The sequence below is a fragment of the Arthrobacter sp. E3 genome (genome assembly GCF_017353415.1).
Classification (GTDB): Bacteria; Actinomycetota; Actinomycetes; order Actinomycetales; family Micrococcaceae; genus Specibacter.
This window is the reverse complement of sequence record NZ_JAFMPX010000013.1, coordinates 54258-80876: the sequence shown is the minus strand read 5'-3', so window position 1 is coordinate 80876 and position 26619 is coordinate 54258. Positions and strand designations below refer to the sequence as shown.

The window sequence follows — 26619 nt, the reverse complement described above, 5'->3', positions numbered from 1 at the left end:
GGACGTCCCCGTCCCGCCACGGACCCCACACGCACTGCCGCACACACTCACCGGAACACCACTCGAACGCCCCTGGCGAACCCCACAAACCGCATAATCACGGCAGTTACATGGATAGCCAATTCACAGAGTATCGTTTCCTTGCCAGCGAATATGTGGCCAGCGCTTTTGCTGATGGCACAGGTCGAGTTGTCATCTACTCCGTCATGACGTGCTCCCCGGATTTCGGGCTGACATTTACGACGCCGATAGGAACACGAGCAACGCTCCAGACCGTGCCGATAGCCAACACTGAACAGGGCAGTCCTGGGGACAAGGCTGCAGCATATTTCGACTACAACGAACGATTCATTACCTACTATGCCGGCGCTACACGCGGGAGCCTGAATCAAATCATCGAAGAAGGAAAATATTCGGGTTCAACGATCGCTCGATACCAGAGCTTCTACGTAGGAGTGAATAGTGCATGCGCCAAAATCAATCTGATTTCTGACCCATCTTCCACCGAAGCTCTATGGGTGCAAAATACCTATAGCGGCTACACAGACAAGGCTCCGGAAACGCTGAAAGCACTGCGTGGCAGTATCGCTGCAAACTTCTACGCTGAAACTTCTGGCATTGATATACGCATTTCCAGCGAAGACAAGGTTCTCCTCTACAACGGCAACGATCCCATCCACACCAACGAGGAGCAGGCCTTTCCGATCTCACCTTACCATTTGGATTTGCCGCAGAATTATTTGCAGTCAGCCTCAACTAGAACATTCCAGTAGCTGCCGTGGTCTGTCGTTGAGATAGCCATGAGATAGCTACAACGTGCACTCCCAAACGCCATTCCAAGGGTCGTTGAATCAGCCAAGCACCAATGCCCGTGTGGTCACGGCCGTCTACAACGCCAAGGACTTGACCGGTATCGAGGTCAACGATGGTGCTCATCCAGGGTTCAAAGCGCGTCCAGGCGTTGGTGGCCGGGTCTTTGAAGTAGCGCACGGATCGGAAGCGGTGTTCATCAATACCTAGCATTCTTGGCCTCAGAGCGTCGACGTCCGGTAACTTCAGCAGGGCTGCTTCATTCACAGCAGCCCTGACCATCCACCACGACACAGCGAACCCTGCGGCGGTTTCTGACATGGCCCGGCCAGAGCGGATCACCGCATCCACCAAATGATCCCGGAGCCTACCCGTCGAGCGCGCCCTAGCAGGAACTTGGGTCGTCGATTCAAAGAATGAGAGCCTCTGGCACTCCAGTTCTTGGCAGTACCAACGGTACTTCCGCCACACCACTTCAATCTTCCCGGCGACCGGGATGTCGCGGATCCGTTGGAAGCGGCGTTCCTTCCGCCGAGTGGCGATGACACCGCAGCTGGGGCACCCTGGTGGTTGCTCGCTTTCGACCATGACTTGGCGGCAACCATCAGCGGTGATTGTCGTTGAGATGAAGCGGTAGTCGGGCAGATTGAAAAGCGTGGTGGCCGTCAACTGCCATGACGGTAGGCTCGTTCAAGGCTCGTGGTCCTGTTCAGGTTGAATGCGTAGATAACACTCATCCCAGCAGGGCCACGGGCCCTTTGTATAGCTAAATCAAGAACTCAAACCCCCACGAACCACGAAGAGCCCGATTGCTGGACCGGACAGATTTAGACCGGATCGATGACAATCAGGGGTTTGACGCTCCGCGCTGGCCGCTTTCGGCGGGTATCTTTCTGCCCAGCGTCCGCGTCGAGCGCAAATTGGCCCATCGCCTTGGGGGTATTTTGCGTGAGGATATGTGGACCCGAATGATCAAACTCTGCGCGCGAAAGCTGAGCGGCTGAGCAACGTTGGGCTATCGCAGGGGTAGGGTGCATCGCTTTGCGGATGCGTGTCGGATCGACTGGCGCCAGCGGCATTTTCTCCAATTGGCAACGCGGCCTCGCAGCCAAAAACGTGAGCTGAAATTGAACCTATTTCCGCCCCAAACCATGCAAAAAACGTGACCAACTTTTCGTCCAAAAACGTGAGTAAAACGTGACTTGGGGCGCTTTTGGCCTTAAACGGCTCTGACCTGCGGAACGTAACCGCAGGTCAGAGCCATTTTTTGGTGCCCCGGGCGGGAATTGAACCCACGACCAAGAGATTAGAAGGCTCCTGCTCTATCCGCTGAGCTACCGAGGCGTGGCCCAACTAAGGGCCGCATCTAAATTATCAGGTTTCTTGGTCGATCTCTTCCTCCACAGCTTCACCAGCACAGGCGTGCGTCCACAATCAGCGCATTCTTACTGGTGAACGTACCTGGACAGGCGTTGGCTGGAAGCAAGTGAACACCGCCGCAGCTGCGGCCTAGAGAAAGGCATCGCCATGGCCAACCATGTCAATATCCGGGGCTTCGTATCTTCCGAGTTCGAGATGCGCAACACCCCAACTGGACTTGTCATCGGGAGCTTTCGCATGGGTTCCACCGAGCGCCGCCAGGATCCCATCACCAAACTCTGGGAGGACGGGCAGACGAACTGGTACCGCGTCAACGCGTTCAAGGCACTTGCCGTGAACTCTGCTTCAAGCATTCACAAGGGCGATCGCATCCTGGTGATGGGCAGGCTCAAAATCCAGACCTTCCTGCGCAAGGACGGCACCACTGGAACGAGCGTCGACATTGATGCGGACGGCATTGGCCCGGATCTGCAATTTGGAATGGCCCACTACACCCGCATGGCAGGTGCCCACCCAGTTGGCCAAACGATGTCGCGAGCCGATGCTGGAGAAGCGTTGCAGTCTGCAGGCTCGTTCCGTAGCGCAGAGGAGGGGGATATTCCTGATGACTCCATGCCCGGCTCGGACGGGTCCGGCGCGGACGGGCCCGGCGTGGACGGGGCTGACGAAGAACAAGACGACGACGTGGACGGTGACGCGGCCGCCGCCGCGGGATACGGCGACGACGATGAGTCGGGCAGTGCTGACGATGAAAGTGGCCTCACGGAGGGGGAGCGCGCAGATCGGCAGACAGGAGAGATTCTGCAGGAAGCCGCGCCCTTCTAGACCTGTGGAACAACGCACCGGCTGTCATGGCAGAATGGCGGGGTGACTTTGGAAAAGATGACATCCCGCCACCAGCCCGCATCACCTCACATGAAGGTTCGCGCTGTGGCAGTGTCTGCCCTACTGGCTGCAACCATGGCACTGGGTGGCTGTTCGCTTCTGCCTGGGGAAGTGGCCTCTCAAGCTCCCACACCAGCAGCAGCAAGCACGTCAGCGCCTGCCACGGAAGCCGAAAAAGCGCCCGAAAAGCCTGCGCAACCACCAACGGCAGCGGAAGAATTCTCCAAGAAGCTCACGGCATCCCTGACCACGCTCGCTGCAGGAACCAAGGCCCCCAACCGTCAACAGATGATGACCGCCATGCTTGACGCCGGTGCAGTCAAGGAAAACACCGAGGTCTCTGTAGACATCACCCCAACGGGCCTCGCCGTTGACGCGATTGAAGCTGCAACGCCCATCGCGGAAGAGTGCGTCATCGGCCAGGTACGCGACGGCAAGGTTGCAGTCACCATACTGCCGGTGCTGGCATCCGGACGCTGCTTCGTCGGGGACGTCCACTGACCACGAAGTCGTGGCGTGGGCCGCGCCATGACGCTTGCCTCACAAATACGTCTGCGAATGTGGGTTAAGCCGTCGCACCCACTAACCTTGAGTGTATGGCGGAATTTATTTATACAATGTCCGATGCCCGCAAGGCTGTTGGCGACAAACTCATTCTTGACAACGTAAGCATGTCTTTCTATCCGGGCGCCAAGATCGGCGTCGTCGGACCCAATGGTGCGGGAAAGTCCACCATTTTGAAGATCATGGCCGGCTTGGACACCCCCTCCAACGGTGAAGCCCGTTTGAGCCCCGGCTACACGGTAGGCATCCTGCTCCAGGAGCCGCCGCTGAACGAGGAAAAGACCGTTCTGGGCAACGTCCAGGAAGGCGTTGGCGAGATCTACGGCAAGATCACCCGTTACAACGAGATCTCCGAGGAAATGGCCAGCCCCGACGCTGACTTTGACACCCTCCTTGAAGAGATGGGCAAGCTGCAGGAAGCCATTGACGCTGCCGACGCCTGGGACATCGACTCCCAGCTCGAGCAGGCCATGGACGCTCTCCAGTGCCCGCCGGGCGACTCCGACGTCACGGTCCTCTCCGGTGGTGAGCGCCGCCGCGTTGCCCTGTGCAAGCTGCTGCTGCAAAAGCCTGACCTGCTGCTCCTCGACGAGCCCACCAACCACTTGGACGCCGAGTCCGTCAACTGGCTGGAACAGCACCTGAAGAGCTACGCCGGCGCCGTCCTGGCCGTGACCCACGACCGCTACTTCCTGGATCACGTCGCCGAATGGATCGCCGAAGTGGACCGCGGAAAGCTGTACCCCTACGAAGGCAACTACTCCACCTACCTGGAGAAGAAGCGCGCCCGTCTGGAAGTCCAAGGCAAGAAGGACGCCAAGCAGGCCAAACGACTCACCGAAGAACTCGAGTGGGTACGCTCCAACGCCAAGGGTCGCCAGACAAAGTCCAAGGCACGCCTGGCCCGCTACGAGGAAATGGCTGCCGAAGCCGACCGCACCCGCAAGCTGGACTTCGAAGAAATCCAGATTCCACCGGGCCCGCGCCTGGGCGGCATTGTGCTCGAAGCCGAGAACCTCAAGAAGGGCTACGGCGACCGCGTCCTCATCGACGGTCTCAGCTTCACCCTGCCCCGCAACGGCATCGTCGGCGTCATCGGCCCCAACGGTGTTGGCAAGTCAACGCTGTTCAAGACCATCGTTGGCCTTGAAGAGCTCGACGGCGGCAAGCTCAAGGTGGGCGACTCGGTCAAGATCTCCTACGCCGACCAGAGCCGTGGCGGAATCGACCCGGACAAGACCCTGTGGCAAGTCGTCTCCGACGGACTCGACTTCATCCAGGTGGGCCAAGTTGAAATGCCTTCCCGCGCCTATGTTGCCGCATTCGGCTTCAAGGGACCGGACCAGCAGAAGAAGGCAGGTGTGCTCTCCGGTGGTGAGCGCAACCGCCTGAACCTGGCGCTGACCCTCAAGCAGGGTGGAAACCTGCTGCTTTTGGATGAGCCCACTAACGACCTTGACGTGGAAACCCTCAGCAGCCTAGAAAACGCGCTGCTGGAATTCCCCGGCTGCGCCGTCGTGGTATCGCACGATCGCTGGTTCCTGGACCGGGTCGCGACACACATCCTCGCCTACGAAGGCACCGATGAGAACCCGGCCAACTGGCACTGGTTCGAAGGCAACTACGACGCCTACGAGGAAAACAAGATCGAGCGCCTTGGCGCAGATGCTGCACGTCCGCACCGCGTCACGCACCGCCGCCTAACCCGCGACTGAAATTGCCGATAAGAATGGCCGGTCCCCTCAACGGGACCGGCCATTCTTGTACCTGCAGCACGTTAGTCCGTGGGGGTTCCTTCCGGCACGCGGATCATGCCTTCCTGGGCAACGGAGGCCACGAGCACGCCGTCGCGGTTGAAGAAACGGCCCACGTTCAGCCCGCGTGCCTCCGAGGCGCTGGGGGATTCGGCGACGTAGAGCAGCCAGTCGTCCACCTGCAGCGGCCGGTGCCACCACATAGCGTGGTCCAAGCTGGCCACACTGATGCCGCGCGTCGCCCAGGCAATCCCGTGACGGCGTAGCGACGGCTCCAACAGCGTGTAGTCACTGGCATAGGCCAGCGCCGCACGGTGCAAATTCTGGTCGGTCGGCATGGGACCCAGCGTCTTCAGCCACACAGCCTGGTGCGCAACATGCTCACCCTTGACGTCAAAGTAGATGTTCGGGCCAACGTGGCGGATGTCGAACGGACGCTCATACGCCCAGGCCTGCGCCACCGGGTGGTCAATGCCTCCCAGCAGTTGCGCCGAGGTGGGCAGCGTCTCCGGATCCGGAATGCCTGCGGGCATGGTGTCCTGATGTTCAATGCCGCTGTCCGGCCGCTGGAAGGATGCGATCATGGACAGGATCGGCACGCCGCCCTGGTAGGCGTGGGTGCGGCGGGCCGAGAATGACCTGCCGTCGCGTAGCCGCTGCACCCCAAACGTCAACGGGGCAGCAGCATCCCCGGGGCGCAGAAAATAGCCGTGCATGGAGTGGACCAAATGGTCCTCTTCCACCGTGCGGGTAGCTGCCACCAGCGACTGCGCAAGCACCTGGCCGCCAAAAAGTCGGGGCTGGGGCGCGGCAGGGTCGCCTAGCCCCACAAAAACGTCCTCATCCGTCTGGGCGCCGCCCGCGTCGGACAGCTCCAAGATTCGCAGCAGGGATTCCATCGGGTCAGCTTTAGGACGCGTCGCATTCATAAACGTGACTCTATGTGTCGCAACGCCCCGGCGACAAATGGACCACACGACATGAATCCGGCAACTGCGCTGCGCCGTCCTGTGACGTTGCCGACGTTGATTGGTGGCACCACCTGTGGCTTTGGCATGATGAAAGCATGGCTCCCGGCATCCGCATCACCCAACAAATCCGCTTTGGCGACATTGACTCCTACAACCACGTCAACAATGTTGTCTATCTGCAATACCTTGAGGATGCCCGTGTTCAGCTGACGTACGCCGAACTGCCCGGTGGCGGCACGTTCCAGGATCTGGTTGGCCAGGATTTCTTCACCCTGGTGGGGCGCAACGAAATTGAGTATTTGGCCCCGATCAGCTTCCGGCCGACACCTATTGCCGTGAACATCTGGGTCACCCACATTGGCGGATCCAGCTTCGACTTCGGCTACACCGTCACCGAATCCGACGACTCCATCACGTTCGCGCAGGCAGAAACCTCCATGGTGCTGGTCTCACGCACCACCGGCCGCCCCGTCCGACTCACCGAAGCGCAGCGGGTCGCCCTGAACGCGTGGCGCGGGGAACCGGTGCCGTTCAAACGCGGATCCAACCGCCCCGCCACCAAAACCACACCCGCCACCGCAGAAGGAAGCCACTGATGTCCACCGCCACGCATACCGAAGAACTGCTTTTGGAAGACGCCGGAACCGTCGCCGACCTGCGCACCTTTGTGACCCGGGCCCGTGCCGCGGACGACGGCGCCATCCGCCTTCAGGGGGCCGGGCACGTCCTCGCCGCCTACGTGTGCGTCATGCGCGCCAAACTTTTGGGGGAGGGAACCCCCACGATCCTTGGACTGCGCACCATGGCGCTCGGAACGCCGTCGGACATTGACGTGACGGTGTCCCTGGCCTCGGTGGCCGACCGCCTGGCCCACATGGATGCCGACGACACCAGGCTGCCCATCCCGCCCATGACCGTCAATGAATCCTGGGCGGCCGTCACGGCCCCGCGCGGTGCGTGGGAGGAGCTGGGTTCCGTTTCCGCCGAGACGCTCATCGATGCCGCCAAGACCGGGGTGCAGGAGATTGGCCAGATCATCCCTATCAATCCCGGAGCCTTGATCGTCAACAACGCCCGCGCCGCCGTGTGGGGACGAGAAATGGACGGCGTTCCCGGCTCGATTCCCGGCGGGGCAGCCTTCGCCGCCTACGCCCTCGGCTTTGTGGCACCGGGGGAGACCGGAACGATTTTCCGCTCGCACAAATGGTTGCGTATCACCACGGGGCGCGGACATATCCTGGTCCGGCCCAAGGCGGTGCTCTAAAAGCCAGTGTGAGTCACCGTCTCCAATGGGAGACGAGCGAAAACTCAGCCCCGGGGTTCGGAGGCCGCGTTCACGAGCGAATGCGCGGCTCGCTCCAAATAATCCCACAGCGTGGCCTCGTGCATGGGCGAGAGCTCCACGGCGTCCACGCCCTTGCGCATGGCGGCCAGCCAGCGGTCGCGCGCCTCGGGGGTGATGGGGAACGGCACGTGGCGCATGCGCAGGCGCGGGTGGCCGCGTTCCTCAAGGTAGGTCCGCGGCCCGCCCCAATACTGCTCCATGAACATCAACATGCGGTGCTCGGCGGGCCCCAAATCCTCTTCCACGTACATGGCGCGTAGCAGCGGATCGGCGGCAATGCCCTGATAGAACACGTGGATGAGCTTCTTGAACGTCTCGTGCCCGCCAATCTGGCCGTAAAACGTATCGGAGTAGTCCACGGGTTCATCGCCAGCAGCGGGGCTGGAGGTCGACGGCAGCGGCCGCCCCACCTTCGTGGGAATCGGCAGCATCGTCGCCAGCGGCTCGCCAAAGCGCGACGGAATCGGGGTTCCTGTTGCCGCATTCTCGCCAGCACTATTCTCGGCTGCGTCATTTTGGGCCGGACCGTTGGCGAAGGGGGAGGAGGGATTGTGCTCGTGGTTCATGGCTGTACTTTCTACGCTTTCTACTCTGCCGTCTCGGCGGGTTCGTTGCTGGTTGAAACGTTCGACGCCGGTGTGCTTGCGGCGGGTGCCTGAGGCGCCTGGGGCTCTGGCGCATCTGGCTGCGGTGGCACATAGTTACCCTTGGACCGGTTTCCCAAGCGCAGTATTTCACCGTTGCGCAGGTACCACACGGTGCCGTCCTCGGCCAGCACCCGGGTGATGCGCAGGCCAAGGTATTCCACCGTGCCTACCACCTCACTGGTCACGATTACGTCGCCGATCCCGTACTGGTCCTCGAAGGTGATGAAGATGCCCGCAAGGAAATCCCGAATGAGCTGTTGGCAGCCGAAACCGATGGCAATGCCCACCACGCCCACGCTGGCCAGTAGAGGGGCGATGTTGATATTGAAGGCGAGCAGGATGTAGAAACCCGTCACTAGTGCCACTGTGCCTGTCAGTGCCGAGTTCAGGAGGGAGCCGATGGTGCGGGCGCGCAAGACGCGGCGTTCGTTGTCCAAAGCATGCATCATGGGGTCCATGTTGCGCAGCATGGGTGCGGCCCAACGTAGTGAGGCATGGTTCAGCGGTGTGCGTTGGATGCTGGCGCGCTTGACGAACAGGCGGATGCCGTAGTGGCACACCAGCCACATCACCAAGCCAATGGCCAGAGCCACGCCAGCTTGGGTCACACTGCGCCAAAATCCTTCGTCAAAGCCGTCAAAGATCAATAGTGCTTGCACGCGTGGCTTACCTTGCATCGCTCGGGGAAGGGAACTGGGAACTTCATCTCAACCCTAGCGCGGTCAGCGCAGCAGATCAGTCCTGCGTGGGCTCCAACACTCCAGGCTCGTGGTGAACGGGGAAGTTTACGCTTCTGGCAATGAAGCATTTGCTGGCTGCTTCTGCATGCAGCGTCAGTGCCAGAGCCTGCATTGTCGGGTCTGAGACATAGATTTTGGGATGCAGGGTGACGGATTCGAATTGACCGCTCCCATCGGTATTGAGGAGCAGTGTCCCGGTGGCCGTGTCCTCATATTTGGTCACGACCACACCGTGATTCACGGCCACGTGCAGGTAGGAGAGCATATGGCATTGGGACAAAGCCGTAACGAGCAGCTGTTCCGGGTTCCACCGGTCCCAGTCGCCGTGAAACGTTTTGTCGGCTGAACCCAGCAGCATGGGCAGACCAACGGCCGTGACGCTGTGGTCACGGCCGTAGGCCTTGTACCCGGACGTTCCGGTTCCCCGGTTGCCGGTCCAAAATATGTTGACTTCGTAGTGGTGCTCATTGCGTCCCATGAGGCTAATGATAAGGGGCGCGGGGACTCACTTGCAGGATCAGGTATTACCTACAGCCAGCGGAGGAACGGCTGCAGGGATGCTGCATAGCCGAGTTCGTAACCCGTGGCGGTGGGGTGGAACGCGAATGGGCTCTGTCCTCCTAAAGCTGTTGGGTAGTTTATCCAGGATCCCTCTGAAGGCACCGCATGGCCAGAGAAGCGGTAGGCCACCGGTACGAACGCCACGCGGTTGGACAGGGCAGTCACAGCCAGGATGCCATTGAGCAGGTCCGCGGCTCCGTTGAGGACCTTGGCGCCTTCGACCTGGGTAGGTGCGAAGGGGGGTACCAGCATGTTTTGCGGCTCAAAGAGGCGCGGGTAGCCGAGGTAGAGGATCTTTGCGTGCGGGGCCTTGGCCTTGATGGCCTTGAGCATCGTGGTCGCTTTCCTGGGCACCTGCTTCATGAGTTTGATGGAGTCGGCCACAGCTGACTTGCACGCGTCCAAGGGAGCAGCCAGGCACGTTCCCACGGCCGTGGTCCAGGCGACGTCGTTGCCGCCGGCCGTGATGGTGATCAGCTTCGTGTCGGGCGAAAGTTGTGGCACCTCAAACTCGGTGACCTGAGTGGTGGTGAAACCGGCGCAAGCAATGTTCGTCAAGTTGGCACCAAGTTGAGTGGCGATGTCATTGGCGTAGCCGCCAACGCTCCGCCCGCAATCTCCCTCGCCGCCAGCACCCGAACCGGCCGAGTAGGAGTCTCCCATGACGGTGTAGTTCAGTGTGCTCTGATCTGGATACGACGGGCCGGAGTGTCCCCAGGAAGTCTGAGTTTGGGCGATGGCCGGGGCTCCGGCCATGCCTGCAACGAGGCCCAGTGATAAAAGTGTCACGGCGCCTGCACGGGCAGCAATCCCCTTAAAGTGATGAGTAAACATGACCTCAAGATACCCCTGACGCAGGGGCCTTACTAGCGTAAAATGTAGTCAATTCTCCCGGGCGCCAGCCGCGTTGCGAGCCGCGTTCGGTCGGGCAAAAATCAGCAAAAAACGGGCGTTTCCCGGCCACCGAGTGGCAGGGAAACGCCCGTTGCAGACTACAGGGCTTAGTTGGCGGACTGCCGGTCGGCTGCCTGTGCGGCCAAGGCACGCACCACGCCGTCGCGGGATTCCACGAGTAGGCGGCGCAGTGCGGGGAACTCCGCCCCAAGCGTTGCCAGGAACTTGTCGGTCGCCTCCACCGTTGCCGTAGAGACAAGCTGCGAGGGGTAGAGCCCGGTGATGATGGTGGAGCTCGTCTCGTACGACTTCTCCTCCCACACCCCCAGAATCGCGGCAAAATACTTCTCCACGTACGGCTCCAGCAGCGAGGTGTCCCAGACCCTGCCGAAACCGTCGATCGCCGCACGCTGCACCGCATTGGCACCATCCCCACGCACGACGACGGAATGCCACGTTCCAGCCTTGGCGTCAGCAGTCGGAACGGCAGCATGCGCCGTGGCAGCAGCGAGCTGTCCGGTCTGGGTGTTGTCCAAAGCCAGTGCCGCGTCAATGGCGGCGCCGTCGGCCCGGCCGCCGGCAACCAGGGACGTCAGCAGTTCCCAGCGCATGTCCGTGTCCACAGCCAGCGAATCAAGAACCACCGTGCCGTCCAGCAGGGCCTGCACGGCGTCAAGCTGGTTAGTGCTTTGGGCGTGGGAGGCAAAGGCCTTGGTGAACTGCAGCTGGGCATCGGATCCGGGGGCAGCAGCCTGTGCCAGTGCCCACAGGGAATCTGCGGCGGCAACGGACGTGGCCTTTTCGTGTTCCGCAGCCACGTAGAAGCGCAGCGCAGTGGTGAGCTGACGCAGCAGCACCATGATCACGGTGGAATCCGTTTCGTGCCCAATGATGGCCAGCACAAAGTCCACGTACTCGCGGGCCGGGGTTTCGCCGTCGCGCATGGCATCCCAGATCGAGGCCGCAGCAATGGTGCGCGGCAGCGATTCCTTGAAATCCTGCACATGTGCCTTGGCCGTGGCCAGGGAGACATCGTCGAGGCGGATCTTGGCGTAGGCGAGGTCGTCGTCGTTGAGCAGCACCAGGGCGGGACGGGCCAAGCCCACCAGCTCCGGAACTTCCGTCACGGCGCCGTGGACATCCAGCTCTACACGGTGGGTGCGGACCAACTTGCCGGCATCGTCGCCCTCGGTGGCCAGGTTGTAGAAGCCCACAGCCATGCGGTGCGGGCGCAGGACCGGGTGCTCGGCCACGGCGGACTGGAGGATCGAGAATGAGGTGATGGCGCCGTCGTCCGCCACGTCGATGGAGGGCTTGAGCGTGTTCACGCCGGCCGTCTCCAGCCACTTCTCCGTCCAGGCGGAGAGGTCGCGGCCGCTGGCAGCCTCAAGCTCCACCATGAGGTCCGGCAGCTCCGTGTTGGACCAGGCGTGCTTGGCGAAGTAGGCGCGCACGCCGGCCATGAACTCCTCCTGGCCCACCCAGGCGACGAGCTGGCGCAGCACGGAGGCGCCCTTGGCGTACGTGATGCCGTCAAAGTTGACGAGCACATCCTCCAAATCGTTGATCTCGGCCTTGATCGGGTGGGTGGAGGGCAGCTGGTCCTGGCGGTAGGCCCAGCTCTTCTCCAGCGAGGAGAACGTGGTCCAGGAGTCCACGTACTTCGTGTTCTCGGCGGCGGCCAGGGTGGACATGAACTCGGCGAACGACTCATTGAGCCACAGGTCATTCCACCAGCGCATGGTCACCAGGTCGCCGAACCACATGTGGGCGAGCTCGTGCAGGATGGTGATGGCGCGGCGTTCCACCATGGCGTCGGTGACCTTGGAGCGGAACACGTAGCTCTCCAGGAACGTGACCGCGCCGGCGTTTTCCATGGCCCCGGCATTGAACTCGGGCACAAAGAGCTGGTCGTATTTCGGGAACGGGTACGGGGTGCCGAACTGCTTCTCAAAGAACTCGAAGCCCTGCCGGGTCAGTTCAAAGACGTTCTCCGCATCCAGATATTCCATGAGCGACTTCCGTGCGAACACGGCCAGCGGCACCGTGCGGCCGTCTGAACTCGTCAGCTCGCTGCGCACACAGCCGTACGGGCCGGCGATCAGCGCGGTGATGTAGCTGGAGATCTTCAGTGTCGGCTCAAAATGCCACGTCGATTTGCCCGCACCGGCTTCAACCGGCTCCGGGGTGGGGGAGTTGGAAATGACTTCCCAATAATCCGGCGCCGTGACGTGGAAGGCGAACGTCGCCTTCTGGTCCGGCTGCTCGAAGACGGGGAACATGCGGCGCGAATCCGGCACCTCAAACTGGCTGTACAGGTATGCCTCACCGTCCACGGGATCCACAAAGCGGTGCAGGCCCTCACCGGTGTTCATGAAGACCGCGTCGGCCTTGATGGTGAGCACGTTGTCTTTGGCGAGGCGGGGCAGGGAGATGCGGACGCCGTCGGACACTTCCTTGGGGTCAAGTTCCTCACCGTTGAGGGTGACTTGGTGGACGTCGGCCGTCACGGCATCAATGAACGACGACGACCCCTCCTTCGCGCTGAACCGCACCGTGGTGGTGGTGGTGAACGTAGTCTCGGATGTGGTCAGGTCAAGGGCCACGTCATAGCTGGAAACAGTCAGGGTGGCCGATCGCTCAATGGCTTCGGCGCGGGTCAAGTTCATACCAGGCAAGGTGTGCTGCCTTCCGTTCAGGGTTGAGTGGAACAGGGCCGCGGACGAAGCTTGTGGCTGTTGCGCGGCGGTGAAACGATTCTTCCACGTTACCGCCTGCCCGCCGGGGCAGTAAGTAGCAGTGTTCTCTGCGAGCCAAAGCCGGGCTTATCCGGAGCCGGAACGCGAGAAAGTTGTGCCCCGCCAAGTGCTGGGGCAGGGTTAATGCAGACGCGCGTGAAAATTTTTTCGTGCACGTGCGGGCGATGTGGGAAGTAGGAGTTCATGGGGGAGCGGATGCGCAGTGCCGAGGAAGAAGCGCGGTACAACCGGCGGTGGCTGATCGGGCTCATTGTGGGACCGCTGCTGCTGGGTGCCCTGGCCGCGGCCTGGATGTTCAGCGTCGCAGGCAGGTTGCCGACCGAGCTGGCCTCGCACTGGAACAGCAAGAACGAAGTCGACGGATACATGTCACTCACGGGGGCGGCGCTGATGGTGTTCGCCATGGGCGGCGTTGGTGCCGTTGTTGCCCCGATGGCGTTGCTGCTGCGAACGCCCTCGACACTTTTCGCCCGCATTGGCGTGGGCTTTGGTCTGGCCTTCTGCACAGCGTTGACAGCCCTGAGCGTTGGCGTGGTTGCCGGGCAGCTGGATCTCTTGGATGTCTCGCACGCGAAGATTTCCGGACCGGTCATGGCGGTGGGGCTTGCCGCCGCGTTTGTGGTGGGCTGCGCCGCCGTATGGTTGTACCGCCCCGGCGAGGTGGACAGGACCCAAAGCAGTGAAGCCGCCGCAACGAACGAAGCGGCGCGCCAGGACCACACTGAGCTTGGCCGCCGGGCCAGCGAAAGGGCCGCTCAGGGCGAAACGATGCGCATAGACGTGACCATGGGGCACTGGAAATGGCTTCTGAGCCTGGGGGTTGGACTCATCACGGCCGTCAGCACCTACCTGATTTTCCCAGGCCTGGCTCTGGTGGGGGTGCTCATCGGCGGGATCATCTGGATATTTTGCCAAGCGACGGCCGTGATCGGTCCGGACGGGGTCAAGGTGCTTGCCTCCGGCTTCTGGAAGCTCATGCCGCTGGAGTGGAAGCAACTCAAAAGTGCCGAGGTGCTGGACATCAAGGCGATGGACTACGGCGGCTGGGGCTACAGGATGGGCGCCGGCAGCGTCGGATTCATCATGGGCAACGGCCCGGCCGTAATCATGACGGGCGGCTACCACCAGACGTGGATCATCTCCATGCCAAGCCTTGAAGCGGCCGGGGAAGCAGCCGCTCTCATCAATGCCTACATCCACGCTGCGACAGTGAGAAGCTAGGGCCATGGCATACGAAGGCAGTCATGACGGCGCAGACGAACGTCCCATCGACGCCCGGGCGTTGCGCTTCGCCCTGATCTTCCCACTCCTGCTGGCCGCTTCGTTATTTCTTGGCGGGTTTCTGATCAAGGGCCAGCTGCCAGACGGAGTGATGCTCCCTACCGGCGGTGGCTCGCTTCCGCTGCCTGCGTTTCTGTCCATTGGAGCAGTGTTGATTGTGGTGCTGGGTGCCGGCGTGGGCAGCCAGGGTGCACGCACATCGCTGCCGCCCCTGCTGCGCAGAATCCTGCTGGGCGTCGGAATGACCCTGCAACTGGCAGCCTTCACCTTATTTGGGGCCGCCTTGTTGGGTCAGGGCGCGCCGGAAGGGTTGCCAAAAGTCACCGTTGACGGGTTCGTCCTGCTCATGGGGTGCGGACTGGCCATGGCCATGGGCGTGGTGCTCGCCATGACGTTCAAGCCCGCGGAACAATGGAGCGCATCTGATGACAAGGTGCTGGCCCAAATGCTGGAGGCAGAGGCAGACCCCGCCGCCATCAATGACACCATGGCGTACTTTGTGCACCCCAAGGGATCCGTCACCATCATGATCCTGCTCGTCGCCATACTGCCCGGCGCCATACTTACGGTGATTTCACCATGGATCCTGCTCATTGCAGTGGTGCTGGCTCTGCTGGTGATCTCGATGCTGAGCGCAACCATCCAAGTGGATAGGCACCAGCTCATCGTGAAACTGCTCGGGCTGGTTCCCGTGTTGGCCGTTCCCTGCGAGGTTGTCGACGCGTCCGTGTCCCTGGACATCGTCGCGAAGGACTATGGCGGCTGGGGCTTGCGCAAGCACAGCGGGTCCGCCACGTTTTTGACGTACTCGGGGGCCGCCGTCGTGCTTCGACTGAACGACGGCGGTAAGGTGGTTGTCAGTGCGCCGGACCTTGACACGGCCGACGACCTGTCCGCGATCCTAAACCGCCGTGCCGGAAAGTCGCCGGACAAGCGCTAGCCGCCCGGCCGGCACCGGACCCGGCCGCAGCAGGGCCGCGGCATGGGTAGGCTTGGAGGAGCATTAATCACCTCCACCACTAAGGACCCCTCATGCGCGTTCACATCGCAACAGACCACGCCGGCATGGAGCTCAGCGCCCACCTCATCACCGCCCTGGCCGCCAAAGGCTACGACATGGTGGACCACGGACCTGCGGCCTACGACGCCGAGGACGACTACCCCTCCTTCTGCATCAACGCCGCGCAGGCAGTGGTGACGGACCAGGCGGCAGGCGTGGATGCGCTGGGGATCGTACTCGGCGGTTCCGGCAACGGTGAGCAGATTGCGGCCAACAAGGTCAAGGGTGTGCGCGCCGCGCTGGCGTGGAACCTGTCCACGGCCAAGCTGGCCCGCGAACACAACGACGCCAACGTGGTGGCTGTGGGCGGGCGCCAGCACAGCGTCGAGGAAGCCACCGAGATCATCGAGGCGTTCCTGGCGGAGCCCTTCAGCGAGGCCGAACGCCACGTGCGTCGCATCGGCAAGATCGCCACGTACGAGACCACCGGCGAAGTCGTCGACTAAGGATGCCTGAGGGCCATTCAGTCCACCGCCTGGCGCGGCAGTTCAACGACGTCTTTGGCGGGGCTGCACTAGCCGTGTCCAGCCCGCAGGGGAAGTTCACCGCCGGGGCCGCCCGCCTGGACGGCCACGTGCTGGAACGAGCCGAGGCCCACGGCAAGCAGATGTTCCTGTACTTCTCCCACGACCTCATCATGCGCGTCCACCTCGGCCTGTACGGGGCGTGGGACTTTGGCGGTGACTCCACTTTCACCGGCGCGTCCAGCATCGGAGCGCCGCGGCGCATCGGTGAGCAGGAAGTTAGTGGTGATGCCGGTGTTCCGGAAGCCACCAGCGTTGCGTACCTTGGCCCGCCGGAGCCCAAGGGTGCCGTGCGTGTGCGGTTGGTCTCGGACCACGGCTGGGCAGACCTGCGGGGCCCCACGGCCTGCGAGGTGCTGACCCCTGCCGAAGCCGCTGCCGTGCGCAGGAAACTGGGACCCGACCCGTTGCACAACTTCGACGGCGACGCCCAAGAGTTTGCGCGCCGTCTTCGAAAGAGCGCCACCAACATTGCGCTGCAGCTCATGAAGCAGGACGTCCTGGCCGGGGTGGGCAACGTGTACCGGGCCGAGGTCCTGTTCCGTCTGGGCCTTGACCCCATGCTCCCCGGCACGAGCCTGCAGCTGGAGGAAGCCAACGCACTCTGGACGGACATTGTGTGCGTCATGGCCGACGGCGTCCGCGACGGGCGCATCATCACCACCGAGCTGGCAGACCGGCCCTCGGGCTTGGGTGTGGCTCCCGGCCTTGCGGCGCAGTGGAGGGACAGCGGCGGGCTGGACGGCGGCGGCAGCCGGGGAGCGCCGTCGAGCCTCGACACCGTGAACAACACGGTGAACAAGGACGTCCCCGTTGCAGATGCCCACTACGTGTACAAGCGTGAGGGCCTGCCCTGCCGGCATTGTGGCACCGAGATAGCCATGAAGGATCTGGGTGGGCGGAAACTGTACTGGTGCCCGAACTGCCAGGGAACCTGACCGGGAATTCACGATTTGCAGCACAGGCCGAGTCGTTGATAGTGTTACGGAGTTGTTCGGCCACAAGCCGAAACATCCGGGGGCGTAGCTTAATGGTAAAGCCTCAGTTTTCCAAACTGATGACGCGGGTTCGATTCCCGTCGCCCCCTCCAAAAGAAGCAATCCCCGGCCCATGGTCGGGGATTTTTTCATGCCCGGGGCCAGCCAGCCAAGCCGAAGCACCCAAATAGCGTGCGCCGGAGTGCCGATTGTGCATCTGGGAACTTTTGCCCGTAGACTGTTCCGGGCAACTACGGGGCGTAGCGTAGTGGCTAGCGCGCCTGCTTTGGGAGCAGGAGACCGCAGGTTCGAGTCCTGTCGCCCCGACTTCAGCATAATCCGGATCACGTTTGGTCAGTGACTGCCCATGTGCTGGGCCCAGATATCCATCTAGAGACCATCAGGAGTACCACGCTGTGAAGAGCGCTGTCGAAAACCTCACACCCACTCGGGTCAAGCTCGATGTCGAGGTTTCCTTTGAGGAATTGAAGCCCAGCATTGCCGAGGCATACAAGACAATTGCCACACAGGTGCAGGTGCCTGGCTTCCGCAAGGGCAAGGTCCCGAACCAGCTGATCGACCAGCGCGTTGGCCGCGGCCACGTCCTGGAGACGGCCATCAACTCCGGCCTCAACGGCTGGTACCAGGAAGCTGTCATCGAGAACAAGCTCATCCCGTTGAGCCGTCCCGAGGTTGAAATCACCGAGGTTCCCGACCCTTCCGGCACCGAAGGCGTTGTCAAGTTCCACGTTGAACTGGATATCCGTCCCGAGATCGAACTGCCCGACTACGAAGGCATCGAAGTTGAGGTCGCCGCTCTTGAGGCTACTGACGAAGACACCGAGACGGCTCTTGACGAGCTGCGCGGCCGCTTCGGCACGCTGAAGGTTGAAGACCGCCCGGCTGCCGATGGCGACTTCGTCAGCATCAACATCGACGCCAAGATCGACGACGTCGAGGTTGACTCCGCTTCGGACCTCTCCTACCAGCTCGGTGCAGGCAACATGCTCGACGGCCTGGACGAGGCTGCCACCGGCCTGTCCGCCGGCGAAGAGGCCATCTTCAACACGAAGCTTGCCGGTGGCGAGCACGCTGGTGAAGAAGCACAGGTCACCGTCAAGGTCACCTCCGTGAAGGTTCGCGAACTGCCCGAGGCAAACGACGACTTCGCTCAGCTGGCTTCCGAGTTCGACACCATTGCTGAACTGAAGGAAGACCTGGCCAAGCAGGCTGCCGAGTCCAAGACCGTTGAGCAGGGCGTCGAAGCCCGCGACAAGGTTCTTGAGAAGCTCGTTGACCTCGTTGAGGTTCCCGTTCCGGAATCCGTCATCGCAGATCAGCTCGAGCAGCACTTCAAGCCGGAGAACGCACACGGCCCCGAAGAGCACGACACCGAAGAGCACCGCGCCGAGGTCAAGGAAAACACCGAGAAGGCGTTCCGCAACGAGATCATCCTCGATGCCATCGCCGAGAAGGAAGAGATCGGCGTCAGCCAGGCTGAACTGATCGACTACATCGTTTCCTCCGCCAGCCAGTACGGCATGGACCCGAACCAGTTCGCCCAGATGCTGGATTCCTCCGGCCAGGTCAACATGATCGTTGGCGAAGTTCGTCGCCGCAAGGCCCTGGCTGCAGTTCTGGCCAAGGCTTCCGTGAAGGACTCCGAAGGCGCAGTGGTCGATTTGACCGACTTCGTCTCGGTTGCTTCCGAAGAAGAAGTAGAAGAAATCGACGGCGAGGACGAGGTCATCGAGCCCTCGGCAGTGGTTGATCCGGGCGAAGTCCGCATCTAACGCACACCTTTCACCAGGCCGCTAGAACTAAAAGCCGTTGCCGGTTCCTTTCACGGGGAGCTGGCAACGGCTTTTTGCGTGCACAGTTGGTGGCCTCCCCGTGCACCACGCGCAGGCTGATTTATTCCCGCACACACGGTGTCTTCGCGGATCGTGCGCCTACAGCGAACAGGGTGAGGATGGGCCCCAACGCATCGCTGAAAAGGGCTACTGTCCAAGTAGTGAACATTAGTGATGGGCACGCGGGGCTCGCCCGGCGGCCCACACGAAGGAGAGGTAAACCCACCATGGCACAGCAAACCACCCCGACGATGGCCAGCGCGGATTCGAACGGCCAGGATCAGTACATCTTCAACCGCCTGCTGAAGGAACGCATCATTTGGTTGGGCTCGGAGGTTCGAGACGACAACGCGAACGTCATCTGCTCGCAGCTGCTGCTGCTCTCGGCGGAGGACCCCGAGAAGGACATCTTCTTGTACATCAACTCACCCGGCGGCTCGGTGACGGCAGGCATGGCGATCTATGACACCATGCAGTACATCCCGAACGACGTCGTCACCGTCGCCACCGGGCTGGCTGCGTCCATGGGACAGTTCCTGCTCTCCTCCGGTACCAAGGGCAAGCGTTATGCCACGCCCAACGCACGCATCCTCATGCACCAGCCCTCAGGCGGTATTGGAGGAACGGCGTCGGACATCAAGATCCAGGCTGAGCTGATCCTGCACATGAAGAAGGTCATGGCTGAACTGACAGCCGACCAGACAGGCCAGACGATCGAGAAAATCCTCGTCGACAACGACCGCGACAAGTGGTTCACAGCCGAGCAGGGACTCGAATACGGCTTCTTCGACAAGATCGCGCGCCACGCCGGTTCCGTTGCCGGCGGCGGCGGAACCAACGCCAGCTAAAGCCCCGCCAAAGAGAATCCTCGATTTCAGGAGTAACCGATCATGACTTACAACTTTGGCAGCACAGCTTTTGGCAAGACTGCCGGCAACCTGCCCTCCAGCCGCTACGTGCTTCCGCAGTTCGAGGAGCGCACCCCCTACGGTTTCAAGCGTCAGGACCCGTACACGAAGCTCTTCGAGGACCGCATCATCTTCCTGGGCGTCCAGGTTGACGATGCCTCAGCCGACGACGTCATGGCCCAGCTTCTTGTACTCGAAGCCGATGACACAGACCGCGACATCACGCTGTACATCAACTCTCCCGGTGGATCGTTCACGGCCATGACGGCCATTTACGACACCATGCAGTTTGTTCGCCCGGAAATCCAGACTGTGTGCCTGGGTCAGGCTGCTTCCGCGGCGGCCGTGCTGCTTGCCGCCGGAGCCCCGGGCAAGCGCCTGGCCCTGCCCAACGCACGCGTGCTCATCCACCAGCCGGCACTGTCCGGCGGGCAGGGTGGCCAGGCTTCCGACCTGGAAATCCAGGCCAATGAGGTCATGCGCATGCGTTCATGGCTTGAGGACACCCTTGCCGAGCTCTCCGGCCGCACGCCGGAGCAGGTCAGCAATGACATTGAGCGTGACAACATCCTCACGGCCGCGCAGGCCAAGGATTACGGCCTGATCGACGAGGTGCTTGCACCGCGCAAGATCAAGCCTGCCGCCATCACGCGCTAAGTGGGCTCTGGCACGCACCGGAACGGGGGATGTAAAAAAGCCCTTGTTCCGGTGCTTGCCTTCCGCCCAATGTCCATGCCGTGGCTTAGAGTGGAATGTAGTTCGTAGGACGTTCCCCGGCACCGGCCGGGAACGCACAAGTTTTAGAGGTAACTTCGCCACCGGCGGGTTATGCGCGAAAGGACACATTGATGGCCAGGATGGGCGAAAGCACCGATCTGCTGAAGTGTTCCTTCTGCGGCAAGAGCCAAAAACAGGTCCGCAAACTCATTGCCGGGCCCGGGGTGTACATCTGCGACGAGTGCATTGAACTGTGCAACGAGATCATCGATGAGGAACTGGCCGAAGTTGCCGACCTTGATACGTTCGAACTTCCCAAGCCGCGTGAGATCTTCGATTTCCTGCAGGAATACGTGGTTGGTCAGGAACCGGCCAAACGTTCATTGGCGGTTGCTGTGTACAACCACTACAAGCGGATCCAGTCCGGGCACGCCGTCAAAAGCAACACCATTTCCACGGGCATCCATGACGAAGTGGAAATCGCGAAGTCGAATATTTTGCTGGTAGGACCCACGGGCTGTGGAAAAACCTATTTGGCACAAACCCTTGCGCGGCGCTTGAACGTTCCCTTCGCCGTCGCCGATGCCACCGCATTGACCGAGGCCGGCTACGTGGGTGAGGACGTGGAGAACATTCTCCTCAAACTCATCCAGGCAGCGGACTTTGACATCAAGAAGGCCGAACACGGCATCATTTACATCGACGAAATCGACAAGATCTCACGCAAGTCGGAGAACCCTTCCATCACCCGTGACGTATCCGGGGAAGGCGTCCAGCAAGCGTTGTTGAAAATCCTTGAAGGCACCGTTGCCTCGGTCCCTCCACAGGGCGGACGCAAGCACCCCCACCAGGAATTCATCCAAATCGACACCACGAACGTGCTCTTCATTGTGGCTGGAGCCTTTGCCGGGCTGGAAGAGATCATCGGCTCACGGGCCGGGAAAAAAGGCATCGGCTTTGGCGCCCCGCTCAGTGCCCTCAAACAGTCGGAGGCCACTTACGCCGACGTCATGCCTGAGGACCTGCTGAAGTTTGGTCTGATCCCGGAATTCATTGGCCGCCTGCCTGTCATCACCACTGTCACGCAGTTGGACCGAACGGCACTGATCCAGATCCTGACGGCACCGAAGAACGCGCTGGTCAAGCAGTATCAAAAGATGTTCACGCTCGACGGCGTCGACCTCGAGTTTGAGGACGAGGCACTCGACGCCATCGCGGATCTGGCGTTGACCCGTGGAACAGGTGCGCGTGGCTTGCGGGCCATCCTGGAAGACGTCCTCCAACCGGTCATGTTCGATCTCCCCAGCCGAGAGGACATCGCGTCGGTGGTCATCACGGCAGACGTAGTTGCCAAGAAGGCTGAGCCGACGCTCATCCCGCATGACGTGGTTGCCAAACGCAGGAACAAGTCCGCCTGACAGTTGGCCTAGGGCGTCCGGCGGAATAGCCTTCCACTCCACATGGTTGTACGAGTTAGTGGGTCTGCCGTGTGCTGGTCCTTCTCATCCATGCTTTACCAAGGAGGTTTTTCATGACTGAAAATAATGCAACCGCTGTTGAAACCGCTGACTTCTGGTTTGATCCCACCTGCCCCTACGCTTGGGCAACTTCACGCTGGATCTGCGAAGTTGAGCAAGTTCGCAGTATCAAGGTCAACTGGCACGTGATGAGCCTGTCGGTATTGAACGAAAATCGCGAGGATATTTCCGAGGACTACAAGGCTCATGTGGCCAAGGCCTGGGGCCCGGTCCGTGTTATCACTGCTGCTGCGCAGGAACATGGCAACCAGTTCATCAAGCCGCTGTACGACGCCATGGGCACGGAAATTCACGTCAATGGCAATAGGGATCTTGACAACGTCATCGCCAAGGCGCTGGCCGAAGTTGGGCTGCCTGCAGAACTGGCTGCTGTGGCAACCACTGATCGTTATGACGTGGCACTGCGCGCCAGCCACGCCGAGGGCATCAACCAAGTGGGACAGGACGTTGGAACACCGATTGTGGCCTTCAACGACACCGCATTCTTCGGTCCCGTCATCACGCGCATTCCGCGCGGCGAAGAAGCCGGCAAGCTGTGGGACGCCACCCTGACATTGGCGGGTTTCCCCTACTTCTTTGAGATCAAGCGCAGCCGCACGGAAGAACCGCAGGCCAGATAAATAGGGTTGGAGAAGCGAAAAAAGTGCCGTCACCCAAGCAGGGGTGGCGGCACTTTTTTACGCGCTTCTCGAACGCCGATTATTATGCGCCGGATTCACCTGCGAATGGTGCGCCACGGTGTCAGTGGCGCACCATTCGCAGTCGAATCGGACGCATAAGTTAAGTGCCGGCGGAACGGATCAGGCCTGCGCGGGCTCCTCAGCCGGTGCCAGCTCGACGTCGGAGACGCTCAGCTCGCCCTCACCCACGGCAATGGTGATCTCAAGGGCGTTTGCTGCCGCTTTGAGGTCGCCCAAACCGGCGGCCAGCTGAGCTGCCCGTACTTCACCGGCAGTGACGGTCGCCGAGATCACCTGGGTGCGCTGCTTGACCTTCGCCTCGGACTTGGCCTTGCGGATGCCGCTCAACGCGTCCCCGACGGTCGAGAGCAAGGTGGTGTCGCCGTCGTCCACGGCAACGGCGGTGGGCCATGGTGCGCGGTGCACCGAAGCGGTACGCCACCAGCCCCACACTTCCTCCGTGGCGAACGGCAGGAACGGTGCGAACAAGCGCAGCAGTGAATCAAGCGTGGTGGCCAGTGCAGCCAACACGGACGCCTGACCCTCCTCGCCGGCCGCACCATACGCCCGGTCCTTGATGAGCTCCACGTAGTCGTCGGTGAAGTGCCAGAAGAAGCTCTCCGTCAGTTGCAGGGCGCGGGCGTAGTCGTACTTCTCAAACGCAGCAGTCGACGCATTCACCACTTCTGCCAGCTGGGCCAACAGTGCACGGTCCAAGGGGTTGCTCAGCACCTCGCTGTCAGCACTGAGCACATTCGCCTCGGTGGCCCCAAGGTTGAGCACAAATTTGGAGGCGTTGAGCAGCTTGATCGCCAAACGGCGGCCAATCTTCATCTGTGCAATCTCATACGCCGTGTCGGCACCGAGCTTGGCCGAAGCGGCCCAGTAGCGGACGGCGTCGGCACCGAAGTCGTTGAGCACGTCGGTGGGGACCACCACGTTGCCCTTGGACTTGGACATCTTCTTGCGGTCCGGGTCAAGGATCCAGCCGGAGATGGCAGCGTGCTTCCACGGTGCGGTGTCCTGCAGGGCATCTGCCCGCACGGCGGAGGAGAACAGCCAGGTGCGGATGATGTCGTGGCCCTGCGGACGCAGGTCGAACGGGAAGACGGTGGAGAACAAGTTCTCATCAACGCCCCAGCCGCCCACAATCTGCGGTGTCAGCGAAGATGTGGCCCAGGTGTCCAGCACGTCGGCGTCGCCAACGAACCCGCCAGCGGCGTTGCGCTGCTCCTCGGTGAAGCCCGGAGCCGCATCGGCGGCTGGGTCAACGGGCAGCATGTCCGTCATGGGTAGGATCGGGTGGTCGTAGTCCGGGTTGGCGTCCTCATCCAAGGGGTACCAGACGGGAACCGGAACGCCGAAGAAGCGCTGGCGGGAAACGAGCCAGTCGCCGTTCAGGCCGGAGATCCAGTTGTCGTAGCGCGAGCGCATGAATGCGGGGTGGAATTCGATCTGCGCACCGCGGTTGATCAGGCGTTCGCGGCGTTCCTCGTCGCGGCCGCCGTTGCGGATGTACCACTGGCGTGAGCTGACGATCTCCAATGGCTTGTCGCCCTTTTCGAAGAAGTTCACCGGGTGCATGATCTTCTTGACCTCACCGTCAACCAGCTCCGCCTCGGTCAGCATCGCCACGACGCCTTCCTTGGCACTGAAAACTGTCTTGCCGGCGATCTTGGCGTAGTTCTCGCGCCCTTCCTCGGTGGTGATCCACTCAGGACTTTCGCCCAGGATGCGGCCGTCGCGGCCCACAATAGCGCGGGTGGGCAGCTGCAGCTCGCGCCACCAGGTCACGTCGGTCAAGTCACCGAACGTGCACACCATGGCAATGCCGGAGCCCTTGTCCGCCTTGGCCAGGGCGTGGGCGCGAACCTCCACCTCAACACCAAAGAGCGGTGAGGTGACCTTCTTGCCAAACAACGGCTTGTAGCGCTCGTCATCCGGGTTGGCCACCAGAGCGGAGCAGGCGGCCAGCAGTTCTGGGCGCGTGGTTTCAACGTAGATCTTGGTGCCGTCTTCGGCGAAGAACGGGTACCGGTAGTACGCGCCGGGCATCTCCCGGTCCTCAAGCTCGGCCTGAGCCACCGCTGTGCGGAACGTGACGTCCCAGAGCGTGGGTGCTTCGGCCATGTAGGCGTCGCCGGCAGCGAGGTTCGCCAGGAACCCACGCTGGGACACGGCACGGGAGTGGTCGTCGATGGTGCGGTACGTCAGCTCCCAGTCAACGGACAGGCCCAGTGTCTGGAATAGGTGCTCAAAAACCTTCTCGTCCTCAACGGCGAGCTCTTCGCACAACTCGATGAAGTTCTTGCGGGAGATCACATCGAAATCACGCTGGTTCTTGGCCGGGGCAGCGGGAGGGCGGTAGTCGGCGTCGTACGTGATCTTCGGATCGCAGCGCACACCGTAGTAGTTCTGCACGCGGCGCTCGGTGGGCAGGCCGTTGTCATCCCAGCCCATCGGGTAGAACACGTTCTTGCCGTTCATGCGCTGGAAGCGGGCCAGCACGTCGGTCTGCGTGTAGGAGAACATGTGCCCCACGTGCAGCGAACCGGATGCCGTGGGCGGGGGAGTGTCGATGGAATACACCTGCTCCCGCGTGGTCTCCCGGTTGAACTTGTAGGTCCCCTCGGCGAGCCAGCGCTTGGTCAGGGATTCTTCAAGTCCCTCCAGAACGGGCTTGTCGGGAACGTTGCTTGACGTGGGTGCGGGCGTGTCTGTGCCCGGAATGTTTTCAGCCATGGGCCAATTCTTCCATGTTTTGCGCCGGTTCCCCGATTGCACCCGGAACCCCGCGCGCGTTGATAACATGCGGACTACAAATATTGCCGTGATGGGAGGTGCGCCGATGCGCCATGCAGCGTTGTTGGAGGTGCGGGCACGCGTCTGGGAACCTGCCGGGCTGGCCTGTGCTGACATCGTGGCCCAGCCTGAAAGTGCGGCGTACTGCGGCCTCATCCTGACCCTCGTCGGCCGTCGAGCCGTGTTCCGTTCCGCCAAGGCCACACCCATCAAAGCCGGGCAATTTGCCACCGTGTGGCAGCGTTCGTTCGAGGGACCCATCCGGCCCTTTGACACGGACGACGGCGTGGAGTTGTTCGTTGTCCAGGCCGGCTTTGGCGCGGGGCTGGGACATTTTGTGTTCCCCACCAGTGCATTGGTCCGCCATGGCGTGGTTTCCGTTGATGGGAACGGTGGCAAACGGGCCATGCGTGTGTACCCGCCGGATGTGGAGTGCGGAAACGCCCAGTCCCGGCGGACTTCACGCAACGTGAATGTGACGCCTGCGCACCATGCCTGGCGAAAGTGCCGCAGCAGTGAGAGGGTGGCGGCACATACAGCGCTGATGGTGCGCAGGAGTCGAAGTTTCCCCTGCCGCGGCCCGCGTTTCCAGACTAGGATGCGGATATGGGCACACTTCGGATTTTGCGCGTATATGAGGACCCCGAATCGGGGGAGTACCGTGTTCTGGTCGACAGGCTGTGGCCCCGCGGGATCAAAAAGGACAAAATTGACGTTTGGCTCAAGGAAGTGGCGCCCAGCAACGAGGTGCGCAACGCCTTCGACCATGTGGCGGAGCGCTTCGAGGCCTTTGTCCGCGACTACACGGCTGAGCTGAAAGAGAACCCTGCCGTTGCGCAGCTGCGGGAGGTCATCTCCGAGCATGAGAACGTGGTGCTGCTGTACGGAGCCAAGGACCACCATGAAAATCAGGCTGCCGTGTTGCTGGACTTCCTCAACGAAGCCGGCAGCTGACAGCACACGCCTTCC

General features: G+C 61.7%; 25 protein-coding genes and 3 tRNA genes. 18 read left to right on the top strand and 10 right to left on the bottom strand.

Features of this window, described 5'->3' with window-relative positions; all coding sequences use genetic code 11:
- Positions 1-773, top strand: a 773-nt coding sequence (locus JMA46_RS07915; RefSeq protein ID WP_207344791.1) for a hypothetical protein, incomplete at its 5' end; no start/stop codon positions are given.
- Here the strand turns inward: JMA46_RS07915 and JMA46_RS07910 are convergent.
- Together JMA46_RS07910 and JMA46_RS07905 are read right to left on the bottom strand one after the other, a co-directional pair.
- Positions 757-1479 carry a transposase family protein gene (locus JMA46_RS07910; protein ID WP_207344790.1) on the bottom strand — a complete coding sequence of 241 codons (723 nt, stop codon included), beginning with the start codon at positions 1477-1479 and terminating at the stop codon, positions 757-759. The two genes, JMA46_RS07915 and JMA46_RS07910, sit on opposite strands and share 17 nt — an antisense overlap.
- Positions 1480-2078: 599 nt before the next feature.
- A tRNA-Arg gene (locus JMA46_RS07905) sits at positions 2079-2154 on the bottom strand.
- Between the two features lie 183 nt (positions 2155-2337).
- On the opposite strand from JMA46_RS07905, the gene JMA46_RS07900 reads away from it, so the two are divergent.
- The 3 genes from JMA46_RS07900 to ettA all read left to right on the top strand — a co-directional run bounded on the left by JMA46_RS07900 (position 2338) and on the right by ettA (position 5354).
- Positions 2338-3015 (top strand): single-stranded DNA-binding protein, encoded by a 678-nt coding sequence (locus JMA46_RS07900; RefSeq protein WP_207344789.1) that lies wholly within the window; start codon positions 2338-2340, stop codon positions 3013-3015.
- A gap of 42 nt (positions 3016-3057) precedes the next feature.
- Entirely contained in the window at positions 3058-3576 is a 519-nt protein-coding gene (locus tag JMA46_RS17155; protein ID WP_247647154.1) for a hypothetical protein, read from the top strand.
- A 95-nt stretch (positions 3577-3671) separates the two neighbouring features.
- A complete protein-coding gene (ettA, locus tag JMA46_RS07890; RefSeq protein ID WP_207344788.1) occupies positions 3672-5354 on the top strand; it encodes an energy-dependent translational throttle protein EttA in 1683 nt (560 codons plus the stop codon).
- 62 nt (positions 5355-5416) lie between these two features.
- On the opposite strand, the gene JMA46_RS07885 is transcribed toward ettA, so the two are convergent.
- Positions 5417-6322, bottom strand: a complete 906-nt coding sequence (locus tag JMA46_RS07885; RefSeq protein WP_207344787.1) for an acyl-CoA thioesterase II — start codon at positions 6320-6322, stop codon at positions 5417-5419.
- Positions 6323-6459: 137 nt separating this feature from the next.
- Between JMA46_RS07885 and JMA46_RS07880 the strand changes: the two genes are divergently transcribed.
- Both JMA46_RS07880 and JMA46_RS07875 read left to right on the top strand, forming a co-directional pair.
- Positions 6460-6960: a thioesterase family protein gene (locus tag JMA46_RS07880; protein ID WP_207344786.1), complete on the top strand. Its 501-nt coding sequence runs from the start codon at positions 6460-6462 to the stop codon at positions 6958-6960.
- A complete protein-coding gene (locus JMA46_RS07875) occupies positions 6960-7628 on the top strand; it encodes a hypothetical protein (protein WP_207344785.1) in 669 nt (222 codons plus the stop codon). The genes JMA46_RS07880 and JMA46_RS07875 overlap by 1 nt, the downstream gene beginning before the upstream one ends.
- Before the next feature lie 44 nt (positions 7629-7672).
- Here JMA46_RS07875 and JMA46_RS07870 read toward each other — a convergent pair whose 3' ends face one another.
- The 5 genes from JMA46_RS07870 to pepN form a co-directional block, all read right to left on the bottom strand.
- Positions 7673-8140, bottom strand: coding sequence for a globin (locus tag JMA46_RS07870; protein ID WP_207344798.1), 468 nt, complete (start codon positions 8138-8140; stop codon positions 7673-7675).
- 155 nt (positions 8141-8295) lie between these two features.
- Entirely contained in the window at positions 8296-9015 is a 720-nt protein-coding gene (locus JMA46_RS07865; protein ID WP_348770090.1) for a mechanosensitive ion channel domain-containing protein, read from the bottom strand.
- A 76-nt stretch (positions 9016-9091) separates the two neighbouring features.
- Positions 9092-9574 carry an OsmC family protein gene (locus JMA46_RS07860; protein ID WP_207344784.1) on the bottom strand — a complete coding sequence of 161 codons (483 nt, stop codon included), beginning with the start codon at positions 9572-9574 and terminating at the stop codon, positions 9092-9094.
- A gap of 50 nt (positions 9575-9624) precedes the next feature.
- Complete coding sequence (locus tag JMA46_RS07855) at positions 9625-10491, bottom strand: SGNH/GDSL hydrolase family protein (protein ID WP_207344783.1); 867 nt, start codon at positions 10489-10491, stop codon at positions 9625-9627.
- Positions 10492-10658: 167 nt separating this feature from the next.
- Positions 10659-13220: an aminopeptidase N gene (gene pepN / locus JMA46_RS07850; RefSeq protein WP_207344782.1), complete on the bottom strand. Its 2562-nt coding sequence runs from the start codon at positions 13218-13220 to the stop codon at positions 10659-10661.
- 273 nt (positions 13221-13493) lie between these two features.
- On the opposite strand from pepN, the gene JMA46_RS07845 reads away from it, so the two are divergent.
- From JMA46_RS07845 to JMA46_RS07795, 11 genes are all read left to right on the top strand, one after another.
- Positions 13494-14531: a DUF1648 domain-containing protein gene (locus tag JMA46_RS07845; protein ID WP_207344781.1), complete on the top strand. Its 1038-nt coding sequence runs from the start codon at positions 13494-13496 to the stop codon at positions 14529-14531.
- A 4-nt stretch (positions 14532-14535) separates the two neighbouring features.
- Positions 14536-15531, top strand: a complete 996-nt coding sequence (locus JMA46_RS07840; RefSeq protein ID WP_207344780.1) for a hypothetical protein — start codon at positions 14536-14538, stop codon at positions 15529-15531.
- A gap of 92 nt (positions 15532-15623) precedes the next feature.
- Positions 15624-16097, top strand: coding sequence for a ribose-5-phosphate isomerase (locus JMA46_RS07835; protein ID WP_207344779.1), 474 nt, complete (start codon positions 15624-15626; stop codon positions 16095-16097).
- Between the two features lie 2 nt (positions 16098-16099).
- On the top strand, positions 16100-17113 hold the full coding sequence (locus JMA46_RS07830; protein ID WP_207344778.1) for a DNA glycosylase: 1014 nt from the start codon (positions 16100-16102) through the stop codon (positions 17111-17113).
- Between the two features lie 78 nt (positions 17114-17191).
- Positions 17192-17265: transfer RNA gene (locus tag JMA46_RS07825), tRNA-Gly, on the top strand.
- Between the two features lie 141 nt (positions 17266-17406).
- Positions 17407-17479 (top strand) — tRNA-Pro (locus tag JMA46_RS07820).
- Positions 17480-17568: 89 nt separating this feature from the next.
- Positions 17569-18945 (top strand): trigger factor, encoded by a 1377-nt coding sequence (gene tig / locus JMA46_RS07815; protein ID WP_207344777.1) that lies wholly within the window; start codon positions 17569-17571, stop codon positions 18943-18945.
- A gap of 287 nt (positions 18946-19232) precedes the next feature.
- Entirely contained in the window at positions 19233-19853 is a 621-nt protein-coding gene (locus JMA46_RS07810) for an ATP-dependent Clp protease proteolytic subunit (protein WP_207344776.1), read from the top strand.
- Positions 19854-19895: 42 nt separating this feature from the next.
- Positions 19896-20570, top strand: a complete 675-nt coding sequence (locus JMA46_RS07805) for an ATP-dependent Clp protease proteolytic subunit (RefSeq protein WP_207344775.1) — start codon at positions 19896-19898, stop codon at positions 20568-20570.
- 191 nt (positions 20571-20761) lie between these two features.
- On the top strand, positions 20762-22048 hold the full coding sequence (clpX, locus tag JMA46_RS07800) for an ATP-dependent Clp protease ATP-binding subunit ClpX (RefSeq protein WP_207344774.1): 1287 nt from the start codon (positions 20762-20764) through the stop codon (positions 22046-22048).
- Positions 22049-22161: 113 nt separating this feature from the next.
- Complete coding sequence (locus JMA46_RS07795; protein ID WP_207344773.1) at positions 22162-22788, top strand: DsbA family protein; 627 nt, start codon at positions 22162-22164, stop codon at positions 22786-22788.
- A 180-nt stretch (positions 22789-22968) separates the two neighbouring features.
- Here JMA46_RS07795 and valS read toward each other — a convergent pair whose 3' ends face one another.
- Positions 22969-25590: a valine--tRNA ligase gene (valS, locus tag JMA46_RS07790; RefSeq protein ID WP_207344772.1), complete on the bottom strand. Its 2622-nt coding sequence runs from the start codon at positions 25588-25590 to the stop codon at positions 22969-22971.
- Complete coding sequence (locus JMA46_RS07785) at positions 25583-25984, bottom strand: hypothetical protein (RefSeq protein WP_207344800.1); 402 nt, start codon at positions 25982-25984, stop codon at positions 25583-25585. Before JMA46_RS07785 ends, valS begins: the two co-directional genes overlap by 8 nt.
- Before the next feature lie 272 nt (positions 25985-26256).
- Between JMA46_RS07785 and JMA46_RS07780 the strand changes: the two genes are divergently transcribed.
- Positions 26257-26604: a DUF488 family protein gene (locus JMA46_RS07780; protein WP_207344771.1), complete on the top strand. Its 348-nt coding sequence runs from the start codon at positions 26257-26259 to the stop codon at positions 26602-26604.
- Positions 26605-26619 lie beyond the last annotated feature (15 nt).

Coding starts and splice junctions, on each gene's coding strand:
- JMA46_RS07840 (WP_207344780.1), top strand. CDS start 14,536: ATGGCATACGAAGGCAGTCATGACGGCGCAGACGAACGTCCCATCGAC.
- JMA46_RS07855 (WP_207344783.1), bottom strand. CDS start 10,491: ATGTTTACTCATCACTTTAAGGGGATTGCTGCCCGTGCAGGCGCCGTG.
- JMA46_RS07845 (WP_207344781.1), top strand. CDS start 13,494: ATGGGGGAGCGGATGCGCAGTGCCGAGGAAGAAGCGCGGTACAACCGG.
- ettA (WP_207344788.1), top strand. CDS start 3,672: ATGGCGGAATTTATTTATACAATGTCCGATGCCCGCAAGGCTGTTGGC.
- JMA46_RS07810 (WP_207344776.1), top strand. CDS start 19,233: ATGGCACAGCAAACCACCCCGACGATGGCCAGCGCGGATTCGAACGGC.
- pepN (WP_207344782.1), bottom strand. CDS start 13,220: ATGAACTTGACCCGCGCCGAAGCCATTGAGCGATCGGCCACCCTGACT.
- JMA46_RS07795 (WP_207344773.1), top strand. CDS start 22,162: ATGACTGAAAATAATGCAACCGCTGTTGAAACCGCTGACTTCTGGTTT.
- JMA46_RS07805 (WP_207344775.1), top strand. CDS start 19,896: ATGACTTACAACTTTGGCAGCACAGCTTTTGGCAAGACTGCCGGCAAC.
- JMA46_RS07885 (WP_207344787.1), bottom strand. CDS start 6,322: ATGAATGCGACGCGTCCTAAAGCTGACCCGATGGAATCCCTGCTGCGA.
- JMA46_RS07870 (WP_207344798.1), bottom strand. CDS start 8,140: ATGCTGCCGATTCCCACGAAGGTGGGGCGGCCGCTGCCGTCGACCTCC.
- JMA46_RS07835 (WP_207344779.1), top strand. CDS start 15,624: ATGCGCGTTCACATCGCAACAGACCACGCCGGCATGGAGCTCAGCGCC.
- clpX (WP_207344774.1), top strand. CDS start 20,762: ATGGCCAGGATGGGCGAAAGCACCGATCTGCTGAAGTGTTCCTTCTGC.
- JMA46_RS07830 (WP_207344778.1), top strand. CDS start 16,100: ATGCCTGAGGGCCATTCAGTCCACCGCCTGGCGCGGCAGTTCAACGAC.
- JMA46_RS07880 (WP_207344786.1), top strand. CDS start 6,460: ATGGCTCCCGGCATCCGCATCACCCAACAAATCCGCTTTGGCGACATT.
- JMA46_RS07785 (WP_207344800.1), bottom strand. CDS start 25,984: ATGTCCCAGCCCCGCGCCAAAGCCGGCCTGGACAACGAACAACTCCAC.
- valS (WP_207344772.1), bottom strand. CDS start 25,590: ATGGCTGAAAACATTCCGGGCACAGACACGCCCGCACCCACGTCAAGC.
- JMA46_RS07780 (WP_207344771.1), top strand. CDS start 26,257: ATGGGCACACTTCGGATTTTGCGCGTATATGAGGACCCCGAATCGGGG.
- JMA46_RS07860 (WP_207344784.1), bottom strand. CDS start 9,574: ATGGGACGCAATGAGCACCACTACGAAGTCAACATATTTTGGACCGGC.
- JMA46_RS07900 (WP_207344789.1), top strand. CDS start 2,338: ATGGCCAACCATGTCAATATCCGGGGCTTCGTATCTTCCGAGTTCGAG.
- JMA46_RS07875 (WP_207344785.1), top strand. CDS start 6,960: ATGTCCACCGCCACGCATACCGAAGAACTGCTTTTGGAAGACGCCGGA.